The sequence below is a fragment of the Pseudoalteromonas sp. SWXJ133 genome, assembly GCF_015864365.1.
In the GTDB taxonomy this organism is placed as follows: domain Bacteria; phylum Pseudomonadota; class Gammaproteobacteria; order Enterobacterales; family Alteromonadaceae; genus Pseudoalteromonas; species Pseudoalteromonas arctica.
Window position 1 is genome coordinate 95,857 of sequence record NZ_JADYXJ010000006.1, and the last position, 18,316, is coordinate 114,172.

At 40.0% G+C, this 18,316-nt stretch carries 16 protein-coding genes; 8 read left to right on the forward strand and 8 right to left on the reverse strand.

The features are described from left to right. The 4 genes from cyoB to cyoE are packed head-to-tail and all read left to right on the forward strand — an operon-like array spanning nucleotide 1 to nucleotide 3,862. Entirely contained in the window at nucleotides 1–1,989 is a 1,989-nt protein-coding gene (gene cyoB, locus I6F40_RS06350; RefSeq protein WP_007581166.1) for a cytochrome o ubiquinol oxidase subunit I, read from the forward strand. Continuing rightward, a complete protein-coding gene (gene cyoC, locus I6F40_RS06355; RefSeq protein WP_007581168.1) occupies nucleotides 1,986–2,612 on the forward strand; it encodes a cytochrome o ubiquinol oxidase subunit III in 627 nt (208 codons plus the stop codon). The genes cyoB and cyoC overlap by 4 nt, the downstream gene beginning before the upstream one ends. Beyond that, nucleotides 2,612–2,968 carry a cytochrome o ubiquinol oxidase subunit IV gene (gene cyoD / locus I6F40_RS06360; RefSeq protein ID WP_166378518.1) on the forward strand — a complete coding sequence of 119 codons (357 nt, stop codon included), beginning with the start codon at nucleotides 2,612–2,614 and terminating at the stop codon, nucleotides 2,966–2,968. The genes cyoC and cyoD overlap by 1 nt, the downstream gene beginning before the upstream one ends. A gap of 9 nt (nucleotides 2,969–2,977) precedes the next feature. Continuing rightward, nucleotides 2,978–3,862 (forward strand): heme o synthase, encoded by an 885-nt coding sequence (gene cyoE / locus I6F40_RS06365; RefSeq protein WP_007581172.1) that lies wholly within the window; start codon nucleotides 2,978–2,980, stop codon nucleotides 3,860–3,862. Between the two features lie 101 nt (nucleotides 3,863–3,963). Here the strand turns inward: cyoE and I6F40_RS06370 are convergent, their stop codons facing one another. From I6F40_RS06370 to I6F40_RS06385, 4 genes are all read right to left on the reverse strand, one after another. Then, complete coding sequence (locus I6F40_RS06370) at nucleotides 3,964–4,626, reverse strand: hypothetical protein (RefSeq protein ID WP_166378516.1); 663 nt, start codon at nucleotides 4,624–4,626, stop codon at nucleotides 3,964–3,966. Nucleotides 4,627–4,810: 184 nt separating this feature from the next. Further along, nucleotides 4,811–6,793: a phytase gene (locus I6F40_RS06375; RefSeq protein WP_166378514.1), complete on the reverse strand. Its 1,983-nt coding sequence runs from the start codon at nucleotides 6,791–6,793 to the stop codon at nucleotides 4,811–4,813. A gap of 12 nt (nucleotides 6,794–6,805) precedes the next feature. Beyond that, nucleotides 6,806–7,780 (reverse strand): metallophosphoesterase, encoded by a 975-nt coding sequence (locus tag I6F40_RS06380; RefSeq protein ID WP_166378512.1) that lies wholly within the window; start codon nucleotides 7,778–7,780, stop codon nucleotides 6,806–6,808. Between the two features lie 61 nt (nucleotides 7,781–7,841). Then, nucleotides 7,842–10,145, reverse strand: coding sequence for a TonB-dependent receptor plug domain-containing protein (locus I6F40_RS06385; RefSeq protein ID WP_166378510.1), 2,304 nt, complete (start codon nucleotides 10,143–10,145; stop codon nucleotides 7,842–7,844). 297 nt (nucleotides 10,146–10,442) lie between these two features. Between I6F40_RS06385 and I6F40_RS06390 the strand changes: the two genes are divergently transcribed. Continuing rightward, nucleotides 10,443–11,363, forward strand: a complete 921-nt coding sequence (locus I6F40_RS06390) for a GGDEF domain-containing protein (protein ID WP_197192669.1) — start codon at nucleotides 10,443–10,445, stop codon at nucleotides 11,361–11,363. After that, nucleotides 11,347–12,348, forward strand: coding sequence for an AraC family transcriptional regulator (locus I6F40_RS06395; RefSeq protein WP_081473423.1), 1,002 nt, complete (start codon nucleotides 11,347–11,349; stop codon nucleotides 12,346–12,348). Before I6F40_RS06390 ends, I6F40_RS06395 begins: the two co-directional genes overlap by 17 nt. Nucleotide 12,349: 1 nt before the next feature. On the opposite strand, the gene I6F40_RS06400 is transcribed toward I6F40_RS06395, so the two are convergent. From I6F40_RS06400 to ettA, 4 genes are all read right to left on the reverse strand, one after another. Then, nucleotides 12,350–12,853: a TlpA family protein disulfide reductase gene (locus tag I6F40_RS06400; RefSeq protein WP_024610672.1), complete on the reverse strand. Its 504-nt coding sequence runs from the start codon at nucleotides 12,851–12,853 to the stop codon at nucleotides 12,350–12,352. A 62-nt stretch (nucleotides 12,854–12,915) separates the two neighbouring features. Continuing rightward, nucleotides 12,916–13,824, reverse strand: coding sequence for a histone deacetylase family protein (locus I6F40_RS06405; protein WP_197192670.1), 909 nt, complete (start codon nucleotides 13,822–13,824; stop codon nucleotides 12,916–12,918). A gap of 53 nt (nucleotides 13,825–13,877) precedes the next feature. Further along, a complete protein-coding gene (locus tag I6F40_RS06410) occupies nucleotides 13,878–14,246 on the reverse strand; it encodes a PilZ domain-containing protein (RefSeq protein ID WP_024593523.1) in 369 nt (122 codons plus the stop codon). A 156-nt stretch (nucleotides 14,247–14,402) separates the two neighbouring features. Then, the gene (gene ettA / locus I6F40_RS06415; RefSeq protein ID WP_197192671.1) at nucleotides 14,403–16,076 is read right to left on the reverse strand and encodes an energy-dependent translational throttle protein EttA; all 1,674 of its coding nucleotides are present in this window, start codon (nucleotides 16,074–16,076) and stop codon (nucleotides 14,403–14,405) included. A gap of 222 nt (nucleotides 16,077–16,298) precedes the next feature. Here ettA and I6F40_RS06420 point away from each other — a divergent pair, with 222 nt between their 5' ends. Together I6F40_RS06420 and I6F40_RS06425 are read left to right on the forward strand one after the other, a co-directional pair. Continuing rightward, nucleotides 16,299–17,246: a homoserine O-succinyltransferase gene (locus tag I6F40_RS06420; RefSeq protein ID WP_007376156.1), complete on the forward strand. Its 948-nt coding sequence runs from the start codon at nucleotides 16,299–16,301 to the stop codon at nucleotides 17,244–17,246. Next, nucleotides 17,236–18,309 carry a homocysteine S-methyltransferase family protein gene (locus I6F40_RS06425; protein ID WP_166378502.1) on the forward strand — a complete coding sequence of 358 codons (1,074 nt, stop codon included), beginning with the start codon at nucleotides 17,236–17,238 and terminating at the stop codon, nucleotides 18,307–18,309. Before I6F40_RS06420 ends, I6F40_RS06425 begins: the two co-directional genes overlap by 11 nt. Nucleotides 18,310–18,316 lie beyond the last annotated feature (7 nt).

Consider the following 18,316-nt stretch of genomic DNA (forward strand, 5'->3'; position numbering starts at 1 on the left):
ATGTCGTTATTAGGTAAACTAACAATAGACGCAATTCCGTTTCATGAGCCAATTCTTGTGTTCACGATGTCGGTTATTGCTATAGCTGGGCTTATTATTGCCGGGCTTATTACAAAGTATAAAAAATGGGGCGTGCTTTGGCGCGACTGGATCACGTCTGTTGATCATAAACGCTTAGGCGTAATGTATATTCTTTTAGCACTAATAATGCTGTTCCGTGGTTTTTCTGATGCCATTATGATGCGTGCTCAGTTAGCGCTTGCTACCAGTGGTGCGCCCGGTTATTTACCACCTGAACACTACGACCAAATATTTACTGCCCACGGCGTAATTATGATCATATTTATGGCTATGCCATTTATGATTGGTTTAATGAACATTGTTTTACCACTGCAAATTGGTGCTCGCGATGTTGCATTCCCATTTTTAAATAACTTAAGCTTTTGGTTTACAGCCAGCGGTGCCATTTTAATTAATATGTCGCTAGTGTTTGGTGAGTTTGCTAAAACAGGTTGGGTGGCCTATCCACCGCTTTCGGAGTTGACCTTTAGCCCTGGGGTGGGGGTAGATTATTATATTTGGGCCTTGCAAATATCCGGGCTCGGTACACTTCTAACAGCAGTAAACTTTTTAGCAACCGTGTTTAAAATGCGTGCACCAGGTATGACCCTAATGAAAATGCCAATTTTCACATGGACATGTACGTGGGCAAACATCTTAATTGCAGCATCATTCCCAATTTTAACTGCTGTACTTGCAATGCTAACGCTTGACCGTTATCTCGATTTCCACTTCTTTACCAATGAATTGGGCGGTAACGCCATGATGTACATCAACCTATTTTGGGCATGGGGTCATCCTGAGGTATACATATTAGTATTACCAGCATTTGGTATTTTCTCTGAAATTATTTCGACCTTTGCCGGTAAACGTTTATTTGGTTACAAATCGATGGTTTACGCCAGCGGTGCAATCTCAATTTTAGGCTTTATTGTTTGGTTACATCACTTCTTTACGATGGGGTCGAGCGCTAACGTTAACGCGTTCTTTGGGGTAATGACCATGGTTATTGCCGTACCAACTGGAGTTAAGTTGTTTAACTGGTTATTTACCATTTACCGAGGTCGTTTGCGTATTAGCGTACCGGTACTTTGGACTCTTGGCTTTATGGTTACCTTTACCGTAGGCGGTATGACTGGTGTATTACTTGCTATTCCTGGTGCCGATTACGTACTGCATAACAGCTTATTCTTAATTGCACATTTTCATAACACCATTATTGGTGGTGCTGTATTTGGCTACCTTGCTGGTTTTGTATTTTGGTTCCCTAAAGCAATGGGCTTTAAACTTAACGAAAAATGGGGCAAAGCATCATTCTGGTGTTGGATTATCGGTTTCTTCGTTGCATTTATGCCGTTGTACGTACTTGGTTTCTTAGGTATGACACGTCGTTTAAATCACACTAATAATCCAGATTGGAACATATGGTTATACATTGCCGCAGGCGGTGCTGTAATTATTATGTTTGGTATTGTTAGCCAAGTAATTCAATTATATGTGAGCTTTAGAGACCGTGAAGCGCTTGACGATACAACAGGCGATCCGTGGAACGGCCACACACTTGAGTGGGCTACAAGTTCACCTCCGCAAATTTATAACTTTGCAACAATTCCACACATCGATGATATTGATGCATGGACCGACATGAAAGAAAAAGGCCAAGCATACCAAGATAAAGCAAACTATAGCCCTATTCATATGCCTAAAAACACATCAGCTGGCGTGTTAATGGCAGCAAGCTTAACAGTATTCTGTTTTGCAATGATTTGGCATATTTGGTGGTTAGCTGTTGTTGGGCTAGTAGGCGCAATTGCCATCTTTATCAAACGTTGTTACACCAGCGATGTTGATTACTATATTCAACCTGATGAAATTGCACGCACTGAAGCTGCGTATAATTCAAGTGGCATTAAGGAGCTAAAAGCGTGAGTACACTTTCTGCAAATTTAGAATCAGTATCGCACGATGATCATGCCCACGCGCATGATCATCACGATACATCGGGTGACACCATATTCGGTTTTTGGTTATACCTAATGACCGATTGCCTATTGTTTGCCTCGTTTTTTGCCACTTACGCTGTGTTATTTATGAACACAGCGGGTGGTGTATCGGGTAAAGATATTTTTGAACTCGACTTTGTAGCAGTAGAAACTGCTGCACTACTTATTAGTAGTATTACCTTTGGCTTTGCCATGATTGCCGCTCAAGGGCAAAAAAAGGCACTAACACTGACCTGGTTATTTGTTACGTTTTGTTTAGGTGCTGTGTTTATTGGTATGGAAGTATACGAATTTCATCACCTAATTGTGCATGGTAATGGCCCACAACAAAGTGCCTTTTTAACATCGTTTTTCTCATTAGTTGGCTTACATGGATTACATGTAACGGCTGGACTAATTTGGATGACCATAATGATGATTGAAGTTGCTAAACGTGGCTTAGGTAAAGCAACCGTAACGCGCTTAAGCTGCTTAAGCCTATTTTGGCACTTCTTAGACATTGTTTGGATTTGTGTATTTACCGTTGTTTATTTGATGGGAGCAATGTAATGAGCCACAGCGAAACGCATGCGTTAAAACAAACGCAAAGTGATCATCATGATGAATCTCATGGCAGTGTTAAAACTTACTTAATTGGCTTTGTGTTATCGGTAATTTTAACTGCTATACCGTTTTATATGGTTATGGAAGGTGACTTCTCAAAAGCAACAACGCTTTGGAGCATTGTTATTTTTGCAATCGTACAAATTTGGGTGCATTTAAAGTACTTTTTACACCTTAATTTTACGACCGAAAATGGCCGTGCAAGTACTTTCTCATTCCTATTCAGTGCTCTGATCATCGTAATGGTTGTTGGGTTATCTGTTTGGATCATTTATGAATCTAACGCAATGATGATGTACTAGGAGTTGAAGATGTTTCGTCGTTATTTATCAGTGACAAAGCCGGGTATTATTATGGGCAATTTGATCAGCGTAGCGGGTGGGTTTTTACTTGCCTCGCGCGGTGATATAGATCCATGGTTAATGATTGCCACATTAATTGGTTTGTCGCTAGTTGTTGCATCAGGTTGTGCTATCAACAATGTTATAGATAGAGACATAGATGTAGCCATGGCACGTACTCGTACACGGGTAACAGTAACAGGCGAAATGTCGGCCTTCGCTGCACTTAGCCACGGTGTTTTATTGGGCGTTATTGGCTTTGGTTTACTTATCGCCTATACCACTCAAGCCGCGGTATTTTTTGCAGCCTTTGGCTACGTAATTTATGTGGGGGTTTATAGCCTCTACATGAAACGTAACTCAGTATATGGCACTTTTGTTGGCAGCCTTTCTGGCGCTGTACCGCCAGTAGTAGGTTACTGCGCCGTAACAGGGCAGTTCGATATGGGCGCATTAATACTGCTAGTTATGTTTAGCTTGTGGCAAATGCCGCACTCTTACGCCATCGCTATTTTTCGCTTTAAAGATTACCAAGCTGCAGGTATTCCTGTATTACCCGTGGCGCAAGGTATCGACAAAGCAAAACGCCACATTGTGCTTTATATTGCTGTATACGCCTTAGTTGTGATGTTACTGCCAATTACTGGCTACACAGGTGCTGCTTTTATGGCTGTTGCTTGTATTACCAGCTTTTGGTGGTTGCTAATGGCGCTACGTGGTTATCGTCGTAATATTGATATGAGTAGCTGGGCACGTAAAGTGTTCGCATTTTCAATTATTAATATTACAGCGTTAAGTATTGCTATGGCTGTTGATTATCATAGCGTTGCTCCACAGCTATTAACGCTGACCTAATTTAAAAATTTTTAACTATTCCAAAGTTAATCCAAAGGCTCGAAAGAGCCTTTTTTTATGCCTAAATATTAAAATAATTTAGCATCCGTATACTCGCTCTTTTACTTTTTAAAATCATCAGCGTTGTAATAAAGTGGCTTAAGCGTACCGCAATTAATAAATTTGTAGGTAAGCTCATTTTCAGCTGGGACACGTTTTGAGGTACGAAGCTTTTGTATACACGCATTGACTAAATCAACAAAAATAAGATGGTTATAGCTCGGCGCTTTTTGAATTTTATGAATATAAATACGCTCAGTACCACCTAGATTAATTAAGTCGTAGTCTTGCCATCTTGATGACTCTGCTAGATCGTTTAACTTTCTTGAGTAGAGCTTTTCACTCATTATTATTTCTCTATTTGAGTAAATTAAACTGCCACTTTGCCTATAATCACCCTCGTATACATCTGCAGTAATGGTTATTTCGGCCCCATCTATTAAGTTTTGAATATCAAATGGATGTGGTTTTATAGTTATAAGTTCAGCATTACGTATCAGCTCTAAAAAAGCAATATCAGGGTTTTCTACTTTATAGACTATTTGCATATCGTGAGGCGGGTTATAGGTTGGCAAGTTAATAGCAAAAATGCTTGAGCCTCGGTTGAGCAGTATCATCGTATGCTCTGTGTTGTATGAAGGGACTTTTTCTGAAAGCTCTACTTCTTCAGCTATAGCTAAACCCAAACTATTTAGTGCAAAAAATAATATAACAAATAAGCGCATAACGACCTCGATAATTTATGAGCTTAAATTGTAGTATAAAAATATATATTACATTGAGTTAATTACACTTAACACTTAACTGCAAAGGATTGTATAAAAGGCTCAAGTGAGCCTTTTATACAATTTCAAGGTAATTTCAAGGTAATCTCAAAGTGACATTAAAGTAATAGCGACTAAATAAGCACTACTTAATTGCTTTTTTTACTTCTCGCCAATCTATTATTTTAAAGTTTTGAGGCTGCTGTGGCATACGGTTATAACCATCTTGTACAACTAAAATACCTTCAGGATAACCCGGAAGAGACTTAGCTGTTACTGTTAACCCGTCGGTTTCTGATGAGCCATCAATACCATTAACCAAATCACTTATTACACTAAACTTACCTGCAAACTCTAAGCTAGGTGTTTTAATGCCTTGAGTACCATTCTTTATTTTATACAGTACGTAGCTGTTATCACCTTGGCTCGAAACAACCAAATAGCGTATTTTGTCGCTGTGGTAAATTTCCATACCTTCAACATCATCAACAAGTTGCTCATTTATGCCTTGTAGCATAACCGGTATACTTCCTGCCGTAGGCTCTGCACCTATAAACCAAATACCGGCATCTTCTTCGCCTACAAATAATTGTCCTAGTTCATCATCTGCACTACAGCCTTCTGGTTGGCTTGGTAGGTTAAACTCGCGAACAAGTTTGCCTGTTGTTTTTTCGTTATTCTCACTGATTTTATATTGCTGATACAGCCCCGATTTATCATTTACAAATACATAGTTCCCCGTATTTGACGAGTACATACATAAGCCATAAATTTCATCAAGATTAGTAGGAATATCAGTAATGTACTTCACATTATTATTAGCTTGTACTGTAAATACACTAATACCGTTAAGTGTTCGGTTACTGGCGGTTATTAATGTATTGGTACTGTTTTTAATTGTGCTATTTTGTCGCAGGTCCACGTTATTTAAACGACCAACTTCAAGTGACTGTTCAAGCTTGCCATTTAGGTTGTATACCATTAGTCCACGGCGTTTATCAGTGCCTAAAATTAAGCTGTTTGCTGCATTTTTAGGGTTAACCCAAATTGCCGGATCGTCTGCTGCATCACCAAATGCTTGAACGGGGGCTGTTTGTGCACTTGCCTTTATTTGAGTAATTGATTGGGTGCTGGTTTTTAATGGTTTTTTGATAGGTGTTACAGGTAATGTACTTTTAATATAAGCGCCTGTTTTGTCGTTATACAGCACTGCCGTTGCCGCGTTGTTACTTGTGTAATTTACCGCTACCGATTCCAAGCTCAAGTCACCATTTAACATCCAGTTATTAAACGCTTTGCCAATTGGATCATAAGCATACACAGTATTGTTTTTGGTACTAGTAAACCAAATCATACCATCTTGCGAAGCCGAAATAGCTCCTAGTTCACTGTGTAACTCTCCAAAGGGGGCGACTAAAGCAATCGGTTTTTTATCTGCTTGCGATTCAGCGTTCGCGTTTATTGCCCAAATGCCTACTTCGCTTTCACTTACATATAAGGTATTTGTTGTTGTACTTACAGCACAACCCGACGCCTCACTAACGCCAGAAAATTCACGTACATTTACGTTAACCGCTTTATCATTCGCTGTATCAAAAACAATAGTTTCGGTAATTAGCCCGCGTACATCAGGTACAAATGCTGATATTGATTCACTCGCTTTATTAGCAAATAAACACACTGTATCGGGTTGTGCTTGTGGTGGATTAATACGTGTTAGTTCAGTTGTATTCCAGCCACTTTGAGTGTGTTCAAGATTAAATATAACAACGTTATCTTGATTGTTATCAATAGTTGCAACCAAAAATGAGTGTGCTGTTAGCTTAGTGATAGAAAGTGCTTCAAAGTTACCTTTTTTTATAATGCTGCTTTGTTGCGTTTCACTTTCAACTAACACTAAGCCTTTGCTTTCGCTTGCTAGCAACCAATTGTTATTATTTAACCATGCCGCTTGTGAGCCTTGCATGTTATCTGTTGGACCAAATTCAGTACTATTAATGACTACTTTATCGGGTGTGTTTTTTACTGCCGTATTTGTAGCCATGTTACTATTGCTACACGCACTTAATGTACTGAGCACTAAGCTACTTACAATTAAGCTAAGAGATGTTTTTAATTTAAAATTCATAGTTGTTACCCTTTATTGGTCAAAGCGCTTTTGAGTGCTGTAACGCACTTCGCCTTTATAGTTAATAGCCGTTGCTTTTAGTGCTTCATTGTTAATCGAAAAGCTTAAAAATCCTGGTGTAGCTTCTGCAAAACGGGTAAATTCACGTTGTCTTACGTAACGCGCTTCGCTACCGCCACCAGATACAAAGTGGTCGAGTTTACTGCCATCTATTTGGTTATGTTGCAGGTCATGTTCGTGTCCTGCTATGTATGCTTGCACACCATTTTGCTCAAATATGGGCTCGAGTAAATTACGTAAATCTTCAGTAAGTCCGTAACGTTTTCCACTGCTATAAAGCGGGTGATGACCAACCACTATTTTCCATCGTGCTTGGCTATTTTCGAGCTGGCTATTTAACCATGTTAATTGCGCTTGGCTGTTTTGCCCTTGAGTTACTTTGTATTTTTCGCGTGTTTTGTATTCAGGATTTAAAGTATTAGTGTCTAAAAACACCATTAATATCTGCTCGCCACCTTTTAAAGTAAAGGTTTTGCTGTAATAGCGTGCAGGTAAATTCCAGCGCTGACTTTTTTTACTGTAATCAAGTTGTGCTTGCGCATTACCTAAATAATCATGATTACCCAGTACTACATACCAAGGCTCAAATGTATGTGGACCATGGTAAATATCTTCATAGGCACTTTGCCAAAGCGGGTCGTTAACACTTGCCACGCCATTGGGGTAAAAGTTATCGCCAGTTGAAATAGTAAAATCACCATCCGTTTGAAACATCGCTATTTCTAACTGGTGTGCTACGTCTTTTTGATAAAAATGCCCGTTATGACCCCAATCACCAATAACCGTAAAATTTAAGCTCTTAGGCAGCACCGTCAAGTTGGCAATTTTTTGTTGCTCGTATAATACATCGGTGTACGTTACGTTTGCCAATACGCTTTGTATACTGCATAAGCCAAGTGTTATTAGCAGTAATGTTTTTTTTATCATTATTGTTCTCCCATGTTTGGTAGCGCTAAATAAAGTGATTAGCACTACCTCATAAACTTATTTAAAACGCGTAACGCAGCATAAGTTGATAAACCGGTCCCGCTTCTTCAGATTCAATTTCGTACTCATCAAAGCTTCTACTAAACTGATCCTCAACGGTATCAAATTTATTAAAGGTTTCGTCTTTACTTGCATCAAGTAGGTTTGAGCCCACCAAGCGTAGCGTTACATCTTCCCAACGTTTTTCTAAAAACACTTCAAAGTCGGCACTGTAAGATGTAGTGATTTCTTCACCTACAATACGTCCATATGCATCACCTTGCTTGCGGTAAGTTACGCCAAATGCAGCTTTGAGTTCGGGTAAGTCTTGAATAAACCCAACGTTATAAACGTAGTCTGATTGGTCGTTAAATTTGCGAGTTCCAAAAAAATCGGTTACTTCACTATCAAGCCATGAGTAGTTTAAAAATACACCCGTATTAGGCATGCTAAATGTGCCAAGTGGAGTAGATAAATCAAGCTCAACGCCTTTAACATTACCATCGCCTGTGTTGCGTGGTTGCAGTACAAATGTACCTTCGCCCTCAGAGCCTTCTTGTCCTGTATTTGCTATTTCTATTAGGTCATTTACTTTGCGATAAAATAAATTAATACCTACAACGCCACTTTTTCCTAAGCGATACTCGTAGCCTAAGTCCATACCCCAAGCTGATTCTGGTTTTAATTCAGGGTTCCCTAGTTGGTCGTTATCGCCAAGCTCTTTTTCGATAAGTGCCGGCGTTAAAAAATCAAACTCAGGGCGGCGTAAACTACGCGCAATCGATGCACTTATACGCCCATTTTCGCTAACGTTATAACGAAAGTGTGCCGAGGGGAGGATAAAGTCGTAACTATTATTTTCGGTCACGCCAATTGTTTTATCATTAATTTCAGAATCGGTAGACTCCCAGCGAACGCCCAGCTCCCAAGCAAATAAATCATCTTTGTGCTTAACAAGGGCAAATAAGTCAAAGCGATCTTCTTCTAAAGTATTTACACCACCAGTAACCGCTTCGTACTCGCTATTAAATGCAGCAAGCGTTAAAGGTGTTGCTGCGTATTGATCCCAACTGGTAAGTGCAAGTTCTAATTCGTTTTGCGATTCTAAAATTTCACTGTCGCGTTTTTTATTTTGTAAAAATGCACCAAACTGAATTTCTTTGCTGTCACCCCAAGGTTGGCTGTGTTGCCACTGTAGAGTCCATTCTTTATCATCTATTTCACTTTTAGTTTGCTCTTCTTCAAATATCATGGGCAGCTCTGAGGTATCTAATTCGACTTCTTCCTCATAAACAGACTCTTCAAACCTAGCAAAGCCAAATTTAAACTTACTTGTGCCACTTAGTAGTGGAAATTCATAAGCGGTATTGATGTTGTAATTAGTTTGGTCAATATATTTAACATTGGCATTATCTGTTTCTAAGTTACCGCCATTTACAATATCGTTATTGGTTGCAGTTGGGTCGTTGTATTCAAATGAACGTTCATCCTCAGTACGCTCTGTATCAACCCACATAGCGCTAATATTAAACTGACTATCGTCGTCAAAAACAATTTCGTAGCTGGAGTTAAGTGACGTGTCGTCGCCATCGCGAGTGTCAGATTGGTCTTCGCGGTTATCAAATTCTTCTGTTTGAAAATTTATATTGTTTTCAGGGCTATCGCCGTAGCGCAAACTAGTTTTTTGTTTTGGGTTATATCTGCCTTGTAAATTTGCACCAAGTAATAAGCGCCCACCAGCAAATTCAGTACCGTACACTGCAGCTAAGCTTTCTTTAAATTCACCATCATCATAAAACAAGCCACCAGCACGCAAGTAACCGCCATCTAAACTGTAACCATCGCGCAATACAATATTTAATGTGCCCGCAATAGCATCGGCTGAGCGGTTAGCACTTGATGAGCGAATGATTTCAACGCGTTCAATTAACTCAGCCGGAATTCGGTCAACAAAAAATGAACGATCGGCACCAGCGCCAGGTACTTCTTCACCGTTTATAAGCACCTTTGTATAAGCAGGGCTTAACCCCCGCATACGTGCACCATCCGATTCAAGTACATCCGATAAAAATGTAACACTGGGTACTCGTTTTAATGCATCGCCTGCGGTTAAAGGTTCAAAACGTTGAAAGTATTCTTGTGAATATTCTAAGGTTGGTGCGAGTTCGTCTGAACGGTTTCTGTAACCAATTTCACCATATACAACAATTTTGTCAGAAACTTCGATATCTTTTTTTGTAGTTTCTTTTGCATCATCTTCTGCATAAGCCGTTAAATTGCATAAGGTTAATGCGGCTACCAGTACTTTTATTTTAAAATGTTTCATTGTATTTGCTCTTGGTTATTACTGGGTTGTTTCTTGGTATGGCGAGCAAGCTAAAGATATTTGGTTACGTAAATGTGACAGTGTTTAGTTTAAATACATGTATTTAGAGGTATTTGAGTAATATGTAGAGCGTACTGAGCTTTTATCACTCCTTGTAAAGTCAGGTGTTATGTACCGTGCAGGGCTGTTTTTAAAGTAGGTATCATCTCGTTGTCATATAGCTGAGCTAATATGACCCTGCTAACACAAGCTTGTATGAACTAACTTTAAAACTCATTTATAAACGAGATACCGCACATGCGATTTAACCCCTTTATCAGCCACCGATTATTAATAAACGCTATTATTGCGATGTTTTTTAGCGCTGTGTTTTTAAGTAGTTACTTAGGTGTATTAAAAACTTACGCCAGTATTCAGTGGCTCGATATTATGGGGGAGGGCGGTATTGTATTAATGACCCTTGTATGGATTGCCGCGTTATTAATTTCAAGACCACCGAGTAAAGTAACCACTTACTTAGTGATAGGTGTTGGGCTATTTATGTTCTCGGCAACCCTAGATTTACTTGATGAATGGCTAATGCATCCCGCCCATCAATGGCTCAGTTGGATTGAATCTCTGCCAGCACCTTTAGGTATGTTGTTAACGAGTGTGGGTTTGTATTATTGGCATCAAGAGCAGTACGTATTAAATCGTCAGCTACGCCGCCGTGAAGCACATTTACGTGAGCACGATAAGGTGTGCTCAGTTACAGGTCTTTATAAGGCGCAGTACCTAGATTCAGCAATCAAAGAGCAACTTACGAGCAAACAACCACTCTGGCTTGGGGCTATTGATATTCGTGATTTTTCGCATTTTAATAGTGAGTTTGGTTTTAGTGAGGGCGACCGGTTACTGCGTGAAATTAGCGAGCTATTGTTAATGAATTGCCGACTAAGTGATGTAGTGTGCCGCTACGCAGGAGATTGCTTTATGATACTAATGCCAGCCACTACAGAGCAGCAAGCTAAAGAGTTGATGGCACAAATTAAAGGAGCTCTAAAGCATTGTGCATTTAAAGTTGAAGCATCTAAAAAAGCAAAGTTTCAATATGTCACTACCGCCTTAATACAAGGTAATAAGCATAGCAGTACAGGTAAACTAACAAGCCAACTGCATAGTCAATTACAACAAAAAAAGCATCAACAAAAAGTAGCGCACCGTGCACATGTTTGTTAGCCAAGACGATAAATATTTAAGCGCTCAAGGGCTTATTACGTCAGCTGTAGAGCTTGCTCAAAGCCGAAACATAAATTTACATAAGCTGCTACGCGGTACCGGTATTTTTGAACAAGACTTACTTAATTTTCAGCATACATTTAGTGTGTCTCAGCAGGTGCGTTTATTAGCTCAATTTAAGTTGTTGATGAAAAGTACTGACAGTGGTTTTTTACTCGGTAGCCAACTTATTAACGACACGCGAGCCGAAGCTCAGGCATTAATATATAGCGATAATTTAGCTCAAGTATTAAAGCAATTATCACTTTTAAGAATGCAATTAGCGCCTTTGCTGTTTAGCCAAACGTATATTAAAAACGATAATGTTTATATTTATATTCAGCCAGCACATGGGCTTGATGAAAGCCTTTACCACTATGTGCTAGAGATATACAGCACTGCATTTTATAGTTTACTTAAACGAGTGAGCGAAAGTTACCCGCATTGTCAGTTCGACTTTGCTTTTAAACGCCCTCGGCATATTCAAGAATACGAACAAAATTTAGGGCTAAAGGTAAGTTTTGATAAGCCATGTACTCGCTGGGTATTAAATAAAACCATGTTAAGGGCTAAAAACCCGCATGCGAGTCAATTACGATTTATGCAAGCGCAGTCGCAGCTACATAATAAAAGCGTAGTTAGCATGACTTTTATTGAAGCCGTCTGCAGATACTTATACTCTCACCCAAGTGCTAATTTAGAGTGTACCGCAAAGCACTTTGCTATGAGCTCAGCTACATTTAAGCGCAGACTCAAACTCAATGGGGTACGCTTTTCAGCGTTAATAGATGAGCAAAATAAGCACAAAGCTATTTACCTACTTACTCTGTGCGCTAAACATAACGAACAAGTCGCTGAGCATTTAGCTTTTTACGATATACCTAACTTTCGGCGCGCCTTTAAGCGCTGGACAGGCTTAACACCTAATCAGTTAAAAGCGCAATAAGTTACTCAGTTGCCATGTCGATGGAGTGCAACAATGTTCGTGCCTTTAAATGTAGATTTGCGTCCTCTGGGTTTGACGTATTAGTCAGCCAAATTACATTGCCTTCTTTATTTACAAACAATGTAGTAGGTGTGCCTCGTATACCTAATTGCTGTGCTATTGCATCGGCTTTTACGGCTGTTTTAAAAGTATAACCTCTATCGCTAAGCGCTTTAGCGGGAGTAGCATCGTCATCTTCTTTAAAGCTCACGGCAATAACTTTTAAGCCCATATCATCAATTTTTTGAAGTGCTGGCTGCAGCTTTTTACAGTACGGACACCACGTTGCCCAAAAGTGTAAAACGTAAGGTTGACCTAATAAATCTTGAGTATTGAGTGCAGACCCATCAGCCATTTGTAAATTTAATGTAGGTAACTTAGGGTATGTTTCTTGCGTACTTTCTTCTTGCGAATAGCTTGTAAAGCTTATAAAAATTAGTGCGATGGCAATAAATAGTTGTTTCATAATATGTTCGTTCTTATTTTACATATTAAATAAGAACGAGAATTTAACATTTTTATTTCAAACTAAAAGCGAGCGGCTTGCTCAACAACAATAGCATGGCGTTTAGCGAGGCGAAGATGGTCTTTATCGTAGCCACCACCTATTACTGTAGCAACGGGTGTATTGTGTTCAAGGCAGCGTTTTAGCACTAAATGGTCGCGCTTAACTATGCCATCCCAGCTGATATCTAATTTACCCAAGCCATCGCCTTGCCAAATATCAACGCCAGCATCGTAAAGTACCAAGCTTGGGTTTAGCTCTTTAAGTAAATAACTCAAGGTGTCGTCAACTACGGCAAGGTATTCGTCGTCTTTCATATTATCAGCTAAGCCAATATCTAAATCGCTAGCGGACTTTCTAAAGGGGAAGTTTTTTTCACAATGTATAGAGCAGGTATAAGCGTATGCTTGATGCTCTAACATTGCGGCTGTGCCATCACCTTGGTGCACGTCTAAATCAAAAATAAGTACGTTAGTTACTTCACCCGATTCAATTAAAGTTTGCGTGGTAAAGGCTAAATCGTTAACCATGCAGTAGCCTGAGCCAAAATCGGTATGCGCATGGTGTGTACCACCGGCTAAGTGGCACGCTATACCATGTTTAAGTGCTAAACGAGCTGTTTGTAACGTACCTTGAGGAGCTGTAAAGGTACGTGCCATAAGCTCTTTTGACCAAGGTAGGCCAATGCGACGCATTGCTTTTTCATCTAAGCGGTTATTCCACAAATCGTGTATGTAATTTTCGCAGTGTATTAGCTCAAGTGGCTCTGGCGTGCCTAATATTGGCTCAACCAGGTTATCGCCAATCAAGCCCAGCTCTGCTACATGCTGATATAAATGTGCAAACTTACTCATTGCAAAACGATGCTTTGGATCGAAATTAAACGAGTAGTTAGGGTGATACACCAAAGGTAAACGTGGATTTAAAGTCATGTTTGCACAAGTTAAAAAGTTTGCACTATGGTAATCAACTAATCCAAATGAGTCTATTCTTGTGTGTCGTGAATCAACATAGCGAGTTCGCGATGTAATAGTTCGTCATCAGCTAAGTTTAGCTCTATTAAACGCTTTAAATAAGTAATGCTGTCTATATCAATATGGTGGCATTTTAAACCAATATGATCGGCTTCTATATGGCACACTACAACCTCCATTTTTATTTCTATTTCGCTTTGAGGAAGTATAAAACGCAGTATTGCATTAGAATTAGTGTTACTTATAAAAGCATCACATTTAGTGATTAATGCGCCATGCAAAGATACATCAAGTAATTTACATGGGTATTGGTGATCATTAAAAATCACTTGTGCATCGGTTGAAAATAAAACACGAGAAAACTGACGACGATTTTGCATAACCTAATTTAGCCTTACTATTTTTATAATAAATTAAGCATAGCGGGTAATTCTCTACATGCTAGCAGGATATGCTCCTGTAATGCTGGTGGCATAAAAAAGCCCCGCATAAATGCAGGGCTTAGTTTTACTGTAATAAATTAGCTACAGTAAATATTAACCAATTTTTTTGTACTTAATACGTTTAGGTTCAGTTGCTGCTGCACCTAGTGTCTTTTTAAGCCACTCTTCGTATTCAGTATAGTTACCATCAAAGAAGTTAATTTGACCTTCGTCGCGGTAATCTAAAATGTGCGTAGCAATACGGTCAAGGAACCAACGGTCATGCGAGATACACATTACACAACCAGGGAACTCTAAAATAGCGTTCTCTAGTGCACGTAGTGTTTCAACGTCCAAGTCATTGGTTGGCTCATCGAGTAGTAACACATTGCCGCCAGCTTTTAATAACTTAGCAAGGTGTAAACGGTTACGCTCACCACCTGATAGGTCTTTAACAAACTTTTGCTGATCGTTACCTTTAAAGTTAAAGCGACTTACATACGCACGGCTTTGGAACTCAAAGTTACCAATTTTTAGTATGTCTTGACCGTCTGATATTTCTTGGAAAACAGTTTTGCTTTCGTCCATACCATCGCGGAACTGATCAACAGTAGCAAGGTGTACGCTTTCGCCAACGGTAATGCTACCGCTGTCTTGCTTTTGCTCACCACTGATCATTTTAAACAGCGTTGATTTACCCGCGCCATTAGCACCAATAATGCCCACAATGGCACCTTTTGGCATGCTAAAGCTTAAATCGTCAATTAAAACGCGATCGCCAAAACTCTTACGAAGGTTAGTTACTTCAAGCACTTGGTCGCCTAAACGCGGGCCAGGTGGAATAAACATCTCGTTAGTTTCGTTACGTTTTTGGTAATCAGACTGCTGCATTTCAGTAAACTGAGCCATACGTGCTTTTGACTTAGCTTGACGACCTTTAGGATTTGAACGAACCCATTCAAGTTCTTGCGCAATTGATTTTTGACGTGCTTTTTCAGATTTTTGTTCTTGCTGTAAGCGCGCATCTTTTTGTTCAAGCCAAGAAGAGTAGTTACCTTCCCATGGAATACCTTCACCACGGTCAAGCTCCAATATCCAACCAGCTACATTATCAAGGAAGTAACGGTCATGCGTTACCGCCACAACAGTGCCTTCGTAATCGTGTAAAAAGCGCTCTAACCATGCAACCGACTCAGCATCCAAGTGGTTAGTTGGTTCATCGAGAATAAGCATGTCTGGTTTTTCAAGCAATAATCGACATATAGCAACACGACGACGCTCACCACCTGAAAGGTGCTCAATTTTAGCATCCCATTCTGGTAGGCGAAGTGCATCAGCAGCACGTTCTAAAACGTTATCAATGTTGTGACCATCGTGCGCCTGGATAACAGCTTCAAGCTCGCCTTGCTCTTTTGCAAGTGCGTCAAAGTCAGCGTCTTCCATGGCGTATTCGTTATACACTTCATCAAGACGTTTAAGTGCATGTTTTACTTCGCCAACAGCTTCTTCAACAATTTCACGAACTGTTTTGCTTTCGTCTAAAACAGGCTCTTGCGGTAAATAACCAATTTTTGTACCAGGCTGAGGATGTGCATCACCTTCAAAATCTTGGTCAACACCGGCCATAATACGTAGCAACGTAGATTTACCAGAACCGTTTAAACCAAGCACACCAATTTTAGCGCCAGGAAAAAAGTGTAACGAAATATCTTTTAAGATAGTGCGCTTAGGTGGCACAACCTTAGATACTCGACTCATCGAGAATATAAATTTATCAGGTAAAACCATGGAGGAAAGCCTTCAAATAATAATAAAAATTTCAATGTTGTATTGTAGTGGCTGACAGGTGAAACAGTCAACGAATGGCGGGTTTTAAAGCACTAAAGCATGCTTGTAAGTAAAGTATAAAATCATGAATAAATTTCATTTAGACATCTATACATCTAGAGGTTGATATTTTTTACTTTCAGTTCATAATTAAGCTTCGGTTTTTATGAGCAGGAGTAAAGTATGCCAATTACAGTAAAAGACGAGTTGCCGGCAATTGCACGTTTACGTCAAGAAAACGTATTTGTAATGCCAAAAACACGTGCAAAAACGCAAGAAATACGCCCAATGCGTTTGGCTATTTTAAACTTAATGCCTAATAAAGTAGAAACCGAAGTACAGTTTATTCGCTTGCTTGCCAACTCGCCTTTGCAAGTAAACGTAGAACTACTGCGGCTCGACACCCACCGCAGTAGCAGTAATTCAGAAGAGCACCTTGATACCTTTTATCGTTATTTTTCTGAGGTTAAAGACAACAATTACGATGCATTAATAGTAACTGGCGCGCCACTTGCGCATTTAGAATACGACGATGTAGCGTATTGGGATGAGCTAAAAGTCATTATTGATTGGGCTGAGCAACACGTTACCTCTACGTTATTTTCGTGTTGGGCAGCACATGCAGCGTTATATCACCGTTACAATTTAAAGCGCGATTTAAAAGACGACAAACTGTGTGGCGTATTTACCCACCAATGTTACTTTGATCACGGCGCACTGACTCGCGGATTCGACGACACCTTTTTGGTACCGCACTCACGCTACGGCCACATTGATATAAATAAAATAAACGCTTGTGATGAGCTAGTTGTACTGGCTGGTTCTGAGCGAGTAGGGGCTTACTTACTTAAAAATAAATCGGGTAGCCAAGTGTTTATAACCGGCCACCCAGAGTACGACGCCGACTCGCTAAAAGCAGAATACGAGCGCGATTGTAAAAAAAGCCCTAATGCACCAAAACCCGAAAATTACTTTCCGGATGACGATGCAACCAAACAACCTTCAAAAACGTGGCAAAGCCATGCTTTTTTACTTTTTTCGAACTGGTTAAATTACTACGTGTACCAAACCACACCGTATGATATTAATTTAGTTAGCCAAGACGTGAGGACTAACAACTATGCCGAATAACGCTCCTACAAATAATAAGCAAGCCGAAATAAGCGCCGCATTAAAAGAACGCATTTTAATTTTAGATGGCGCTATGGGCACCATGATCCAAGATCATAAGCTAGAAGAAGAAGACTATCGCGGAGAGCGTTTTAAAGACTGGCATGTATTAATTAAAGGCAATAACGATTTATTAAGCCTAACCAAGCCCGATTTAATCACTGATATTCATCGTGGTTTTTTATCAGCGGGCGCCGATATTATCGAAACCAATACGTTTAACTCGACCACTATTTCGATGGAAGATTACGACATGGCAAGCCTAAGTCGTGAAATAAATCTAGAGTCGGCTAAATTAGCACGCGCCATTTGTGATGAATTTACGGCTAAAACGCCAGAAAAACCGCGTTACGTAGCCGGTGTTTTAGGGCCGACATCTAAAACGTGTTCAATTTCGCCAGACGTAAACGATCCGGGTTACCGAAATGTCACCTTTGATAAGCTGGTTACTGCGTATATTGAATCAACACTTGCATTAATGGAAGGCGGCGCCGATTTAATACTAATCGAAACTATATTCGATACCCTTAATGCAAAAGCCGCCTCGTTTGGCGTAGAAGAAGCCTTTGAGCAAGCAGGGCGTAAATTACCAGTTATGATTTCGGGGACTATTACCGACGCCTCTGGCCGTACGCTTTCGGGGCAAACAACCGAAGCATTTTATAATTCTATTCGCCATATTAAGCCTATTTCAATTGGTCTAAACTGTGCGCTTGGTCCTGATTTACTGCGCCAGTATGTAGAAGAGTTATCGCGCGTGTGCGAAACCTTTACATCGGTACACCCTAATGCAGGCTTACCAAATGAGTTTGGTGAATACGACTTAGAAGCGGGCGATATGGCAACTGAAATTATCGATTGGGGTAAATCGGGCTTTATTAATATAGTAGGCGGATGCTGTGGCACCACGCCTGCGCATATTCGCGCTTTTGCAAAAGGTTTAGCGGGCGTTAAACCACGCCAACTACCGGAGCTTGAAGTACGCATGCGTTTATCAGGCCTTGAAGCCTGTAACTTAAATTAAGGAGCCA

Bases quoted from the DNA above. Each gene is read 5' to 3' on its own strand.
- I6F40_RS06420 (WP_007376156.1), top strand. From the start codon at position 16,299: ATGCCAATTACAGTAAAAGACGAGTTGCCGGCAATTGCACGTTTACGT.
- I6F40_RS06410 (WP_024593523.1), bottom strand. From the start codon at position 14,246: ATGCAAAATCGTCGTCAGTTTTCTCGTGTTTTATTTTCAACCGATGCA.
- ettA (WP_197192671.1), bottom strand. From the start codon at position 16,076: ATGGTTTTACCTGATAAATTTATATTCTCGATGAGTCGAGTATCTAAG.
- I6F40_RS06405 (WP_197192670.1), bottom strand. From the start codon at position 13,824: ATGACTTTAAATCCACGTTTACCTTTGGTGTATCACCCTAACTACTCG.
- I6F40_RS06380 (WP_166378512.1), bottom strand. From the start codon at position 7,780: ATGATAAAAAAAACATTACTGCTAATAACACTTGGCTTATGCAGTATA.
- cyoE (WP_007581172.1), top strand. From the start codon at position 2,978: ATGTTTCGTCGTTATTTATCAGTGACAAAGCCGGGTATTATTATGGGC.
- cyoB (WP_007581166.1), top strand. From the start codon at position 1: ATGTCGTTATTAGGTAAACTAACAATAGACGCAATTCCGTTTCATGAG.
- I6F40_RS06400 (WP_024610672.1), bottom strand. From the start codon at position 12,853: ATGAAACAACTATTTATTGCCATCGCACTAATTTTTATAAGCTTTACA.
- I6F40_RS06375 (WP_166378514.1), bottom strand. From the start codon at position 6,793: ATGAATTTTAAATTAAAAACATCTCTTAGCTTAATTGTAAGTAGCTTA.
- I6F40_RS06425 (WP_166378502.1), top strand. From the start codon at position 17,236: ATGCCGAATAACGCTCCTACAAATAATAAGCAAGCCGAAATAAGCGCC.
- I6F40_RS06370 (WP_166378516.1), bottom strand. From the start codon at position 4,626: ATGCGCTTATTTGTTATATTATTTTTTGCACTAAATAGTTTGGGTTTA.
- I6F40_RS06390 (WP_197192669.1), top strand. From the start codon at position 10,443: ATGCGATTTAACCCCTTTATCAGCCACCGATTATTAATAAACGCTATT.
- cyoD (WP_166378518.1), top strand. From the start codon at position 2,612: ATGAGCCACAGCGAAACGCATGCGTTAAAACAAACGCAAAGTGATCAT.
- I6F40_RS06385 (WP_166378510.1), bottom strand. From the start codon at position 10,145: ATGAAACATTTTAAAATAAAAGTACTGGTAGCCGCATTAACCTTATGC.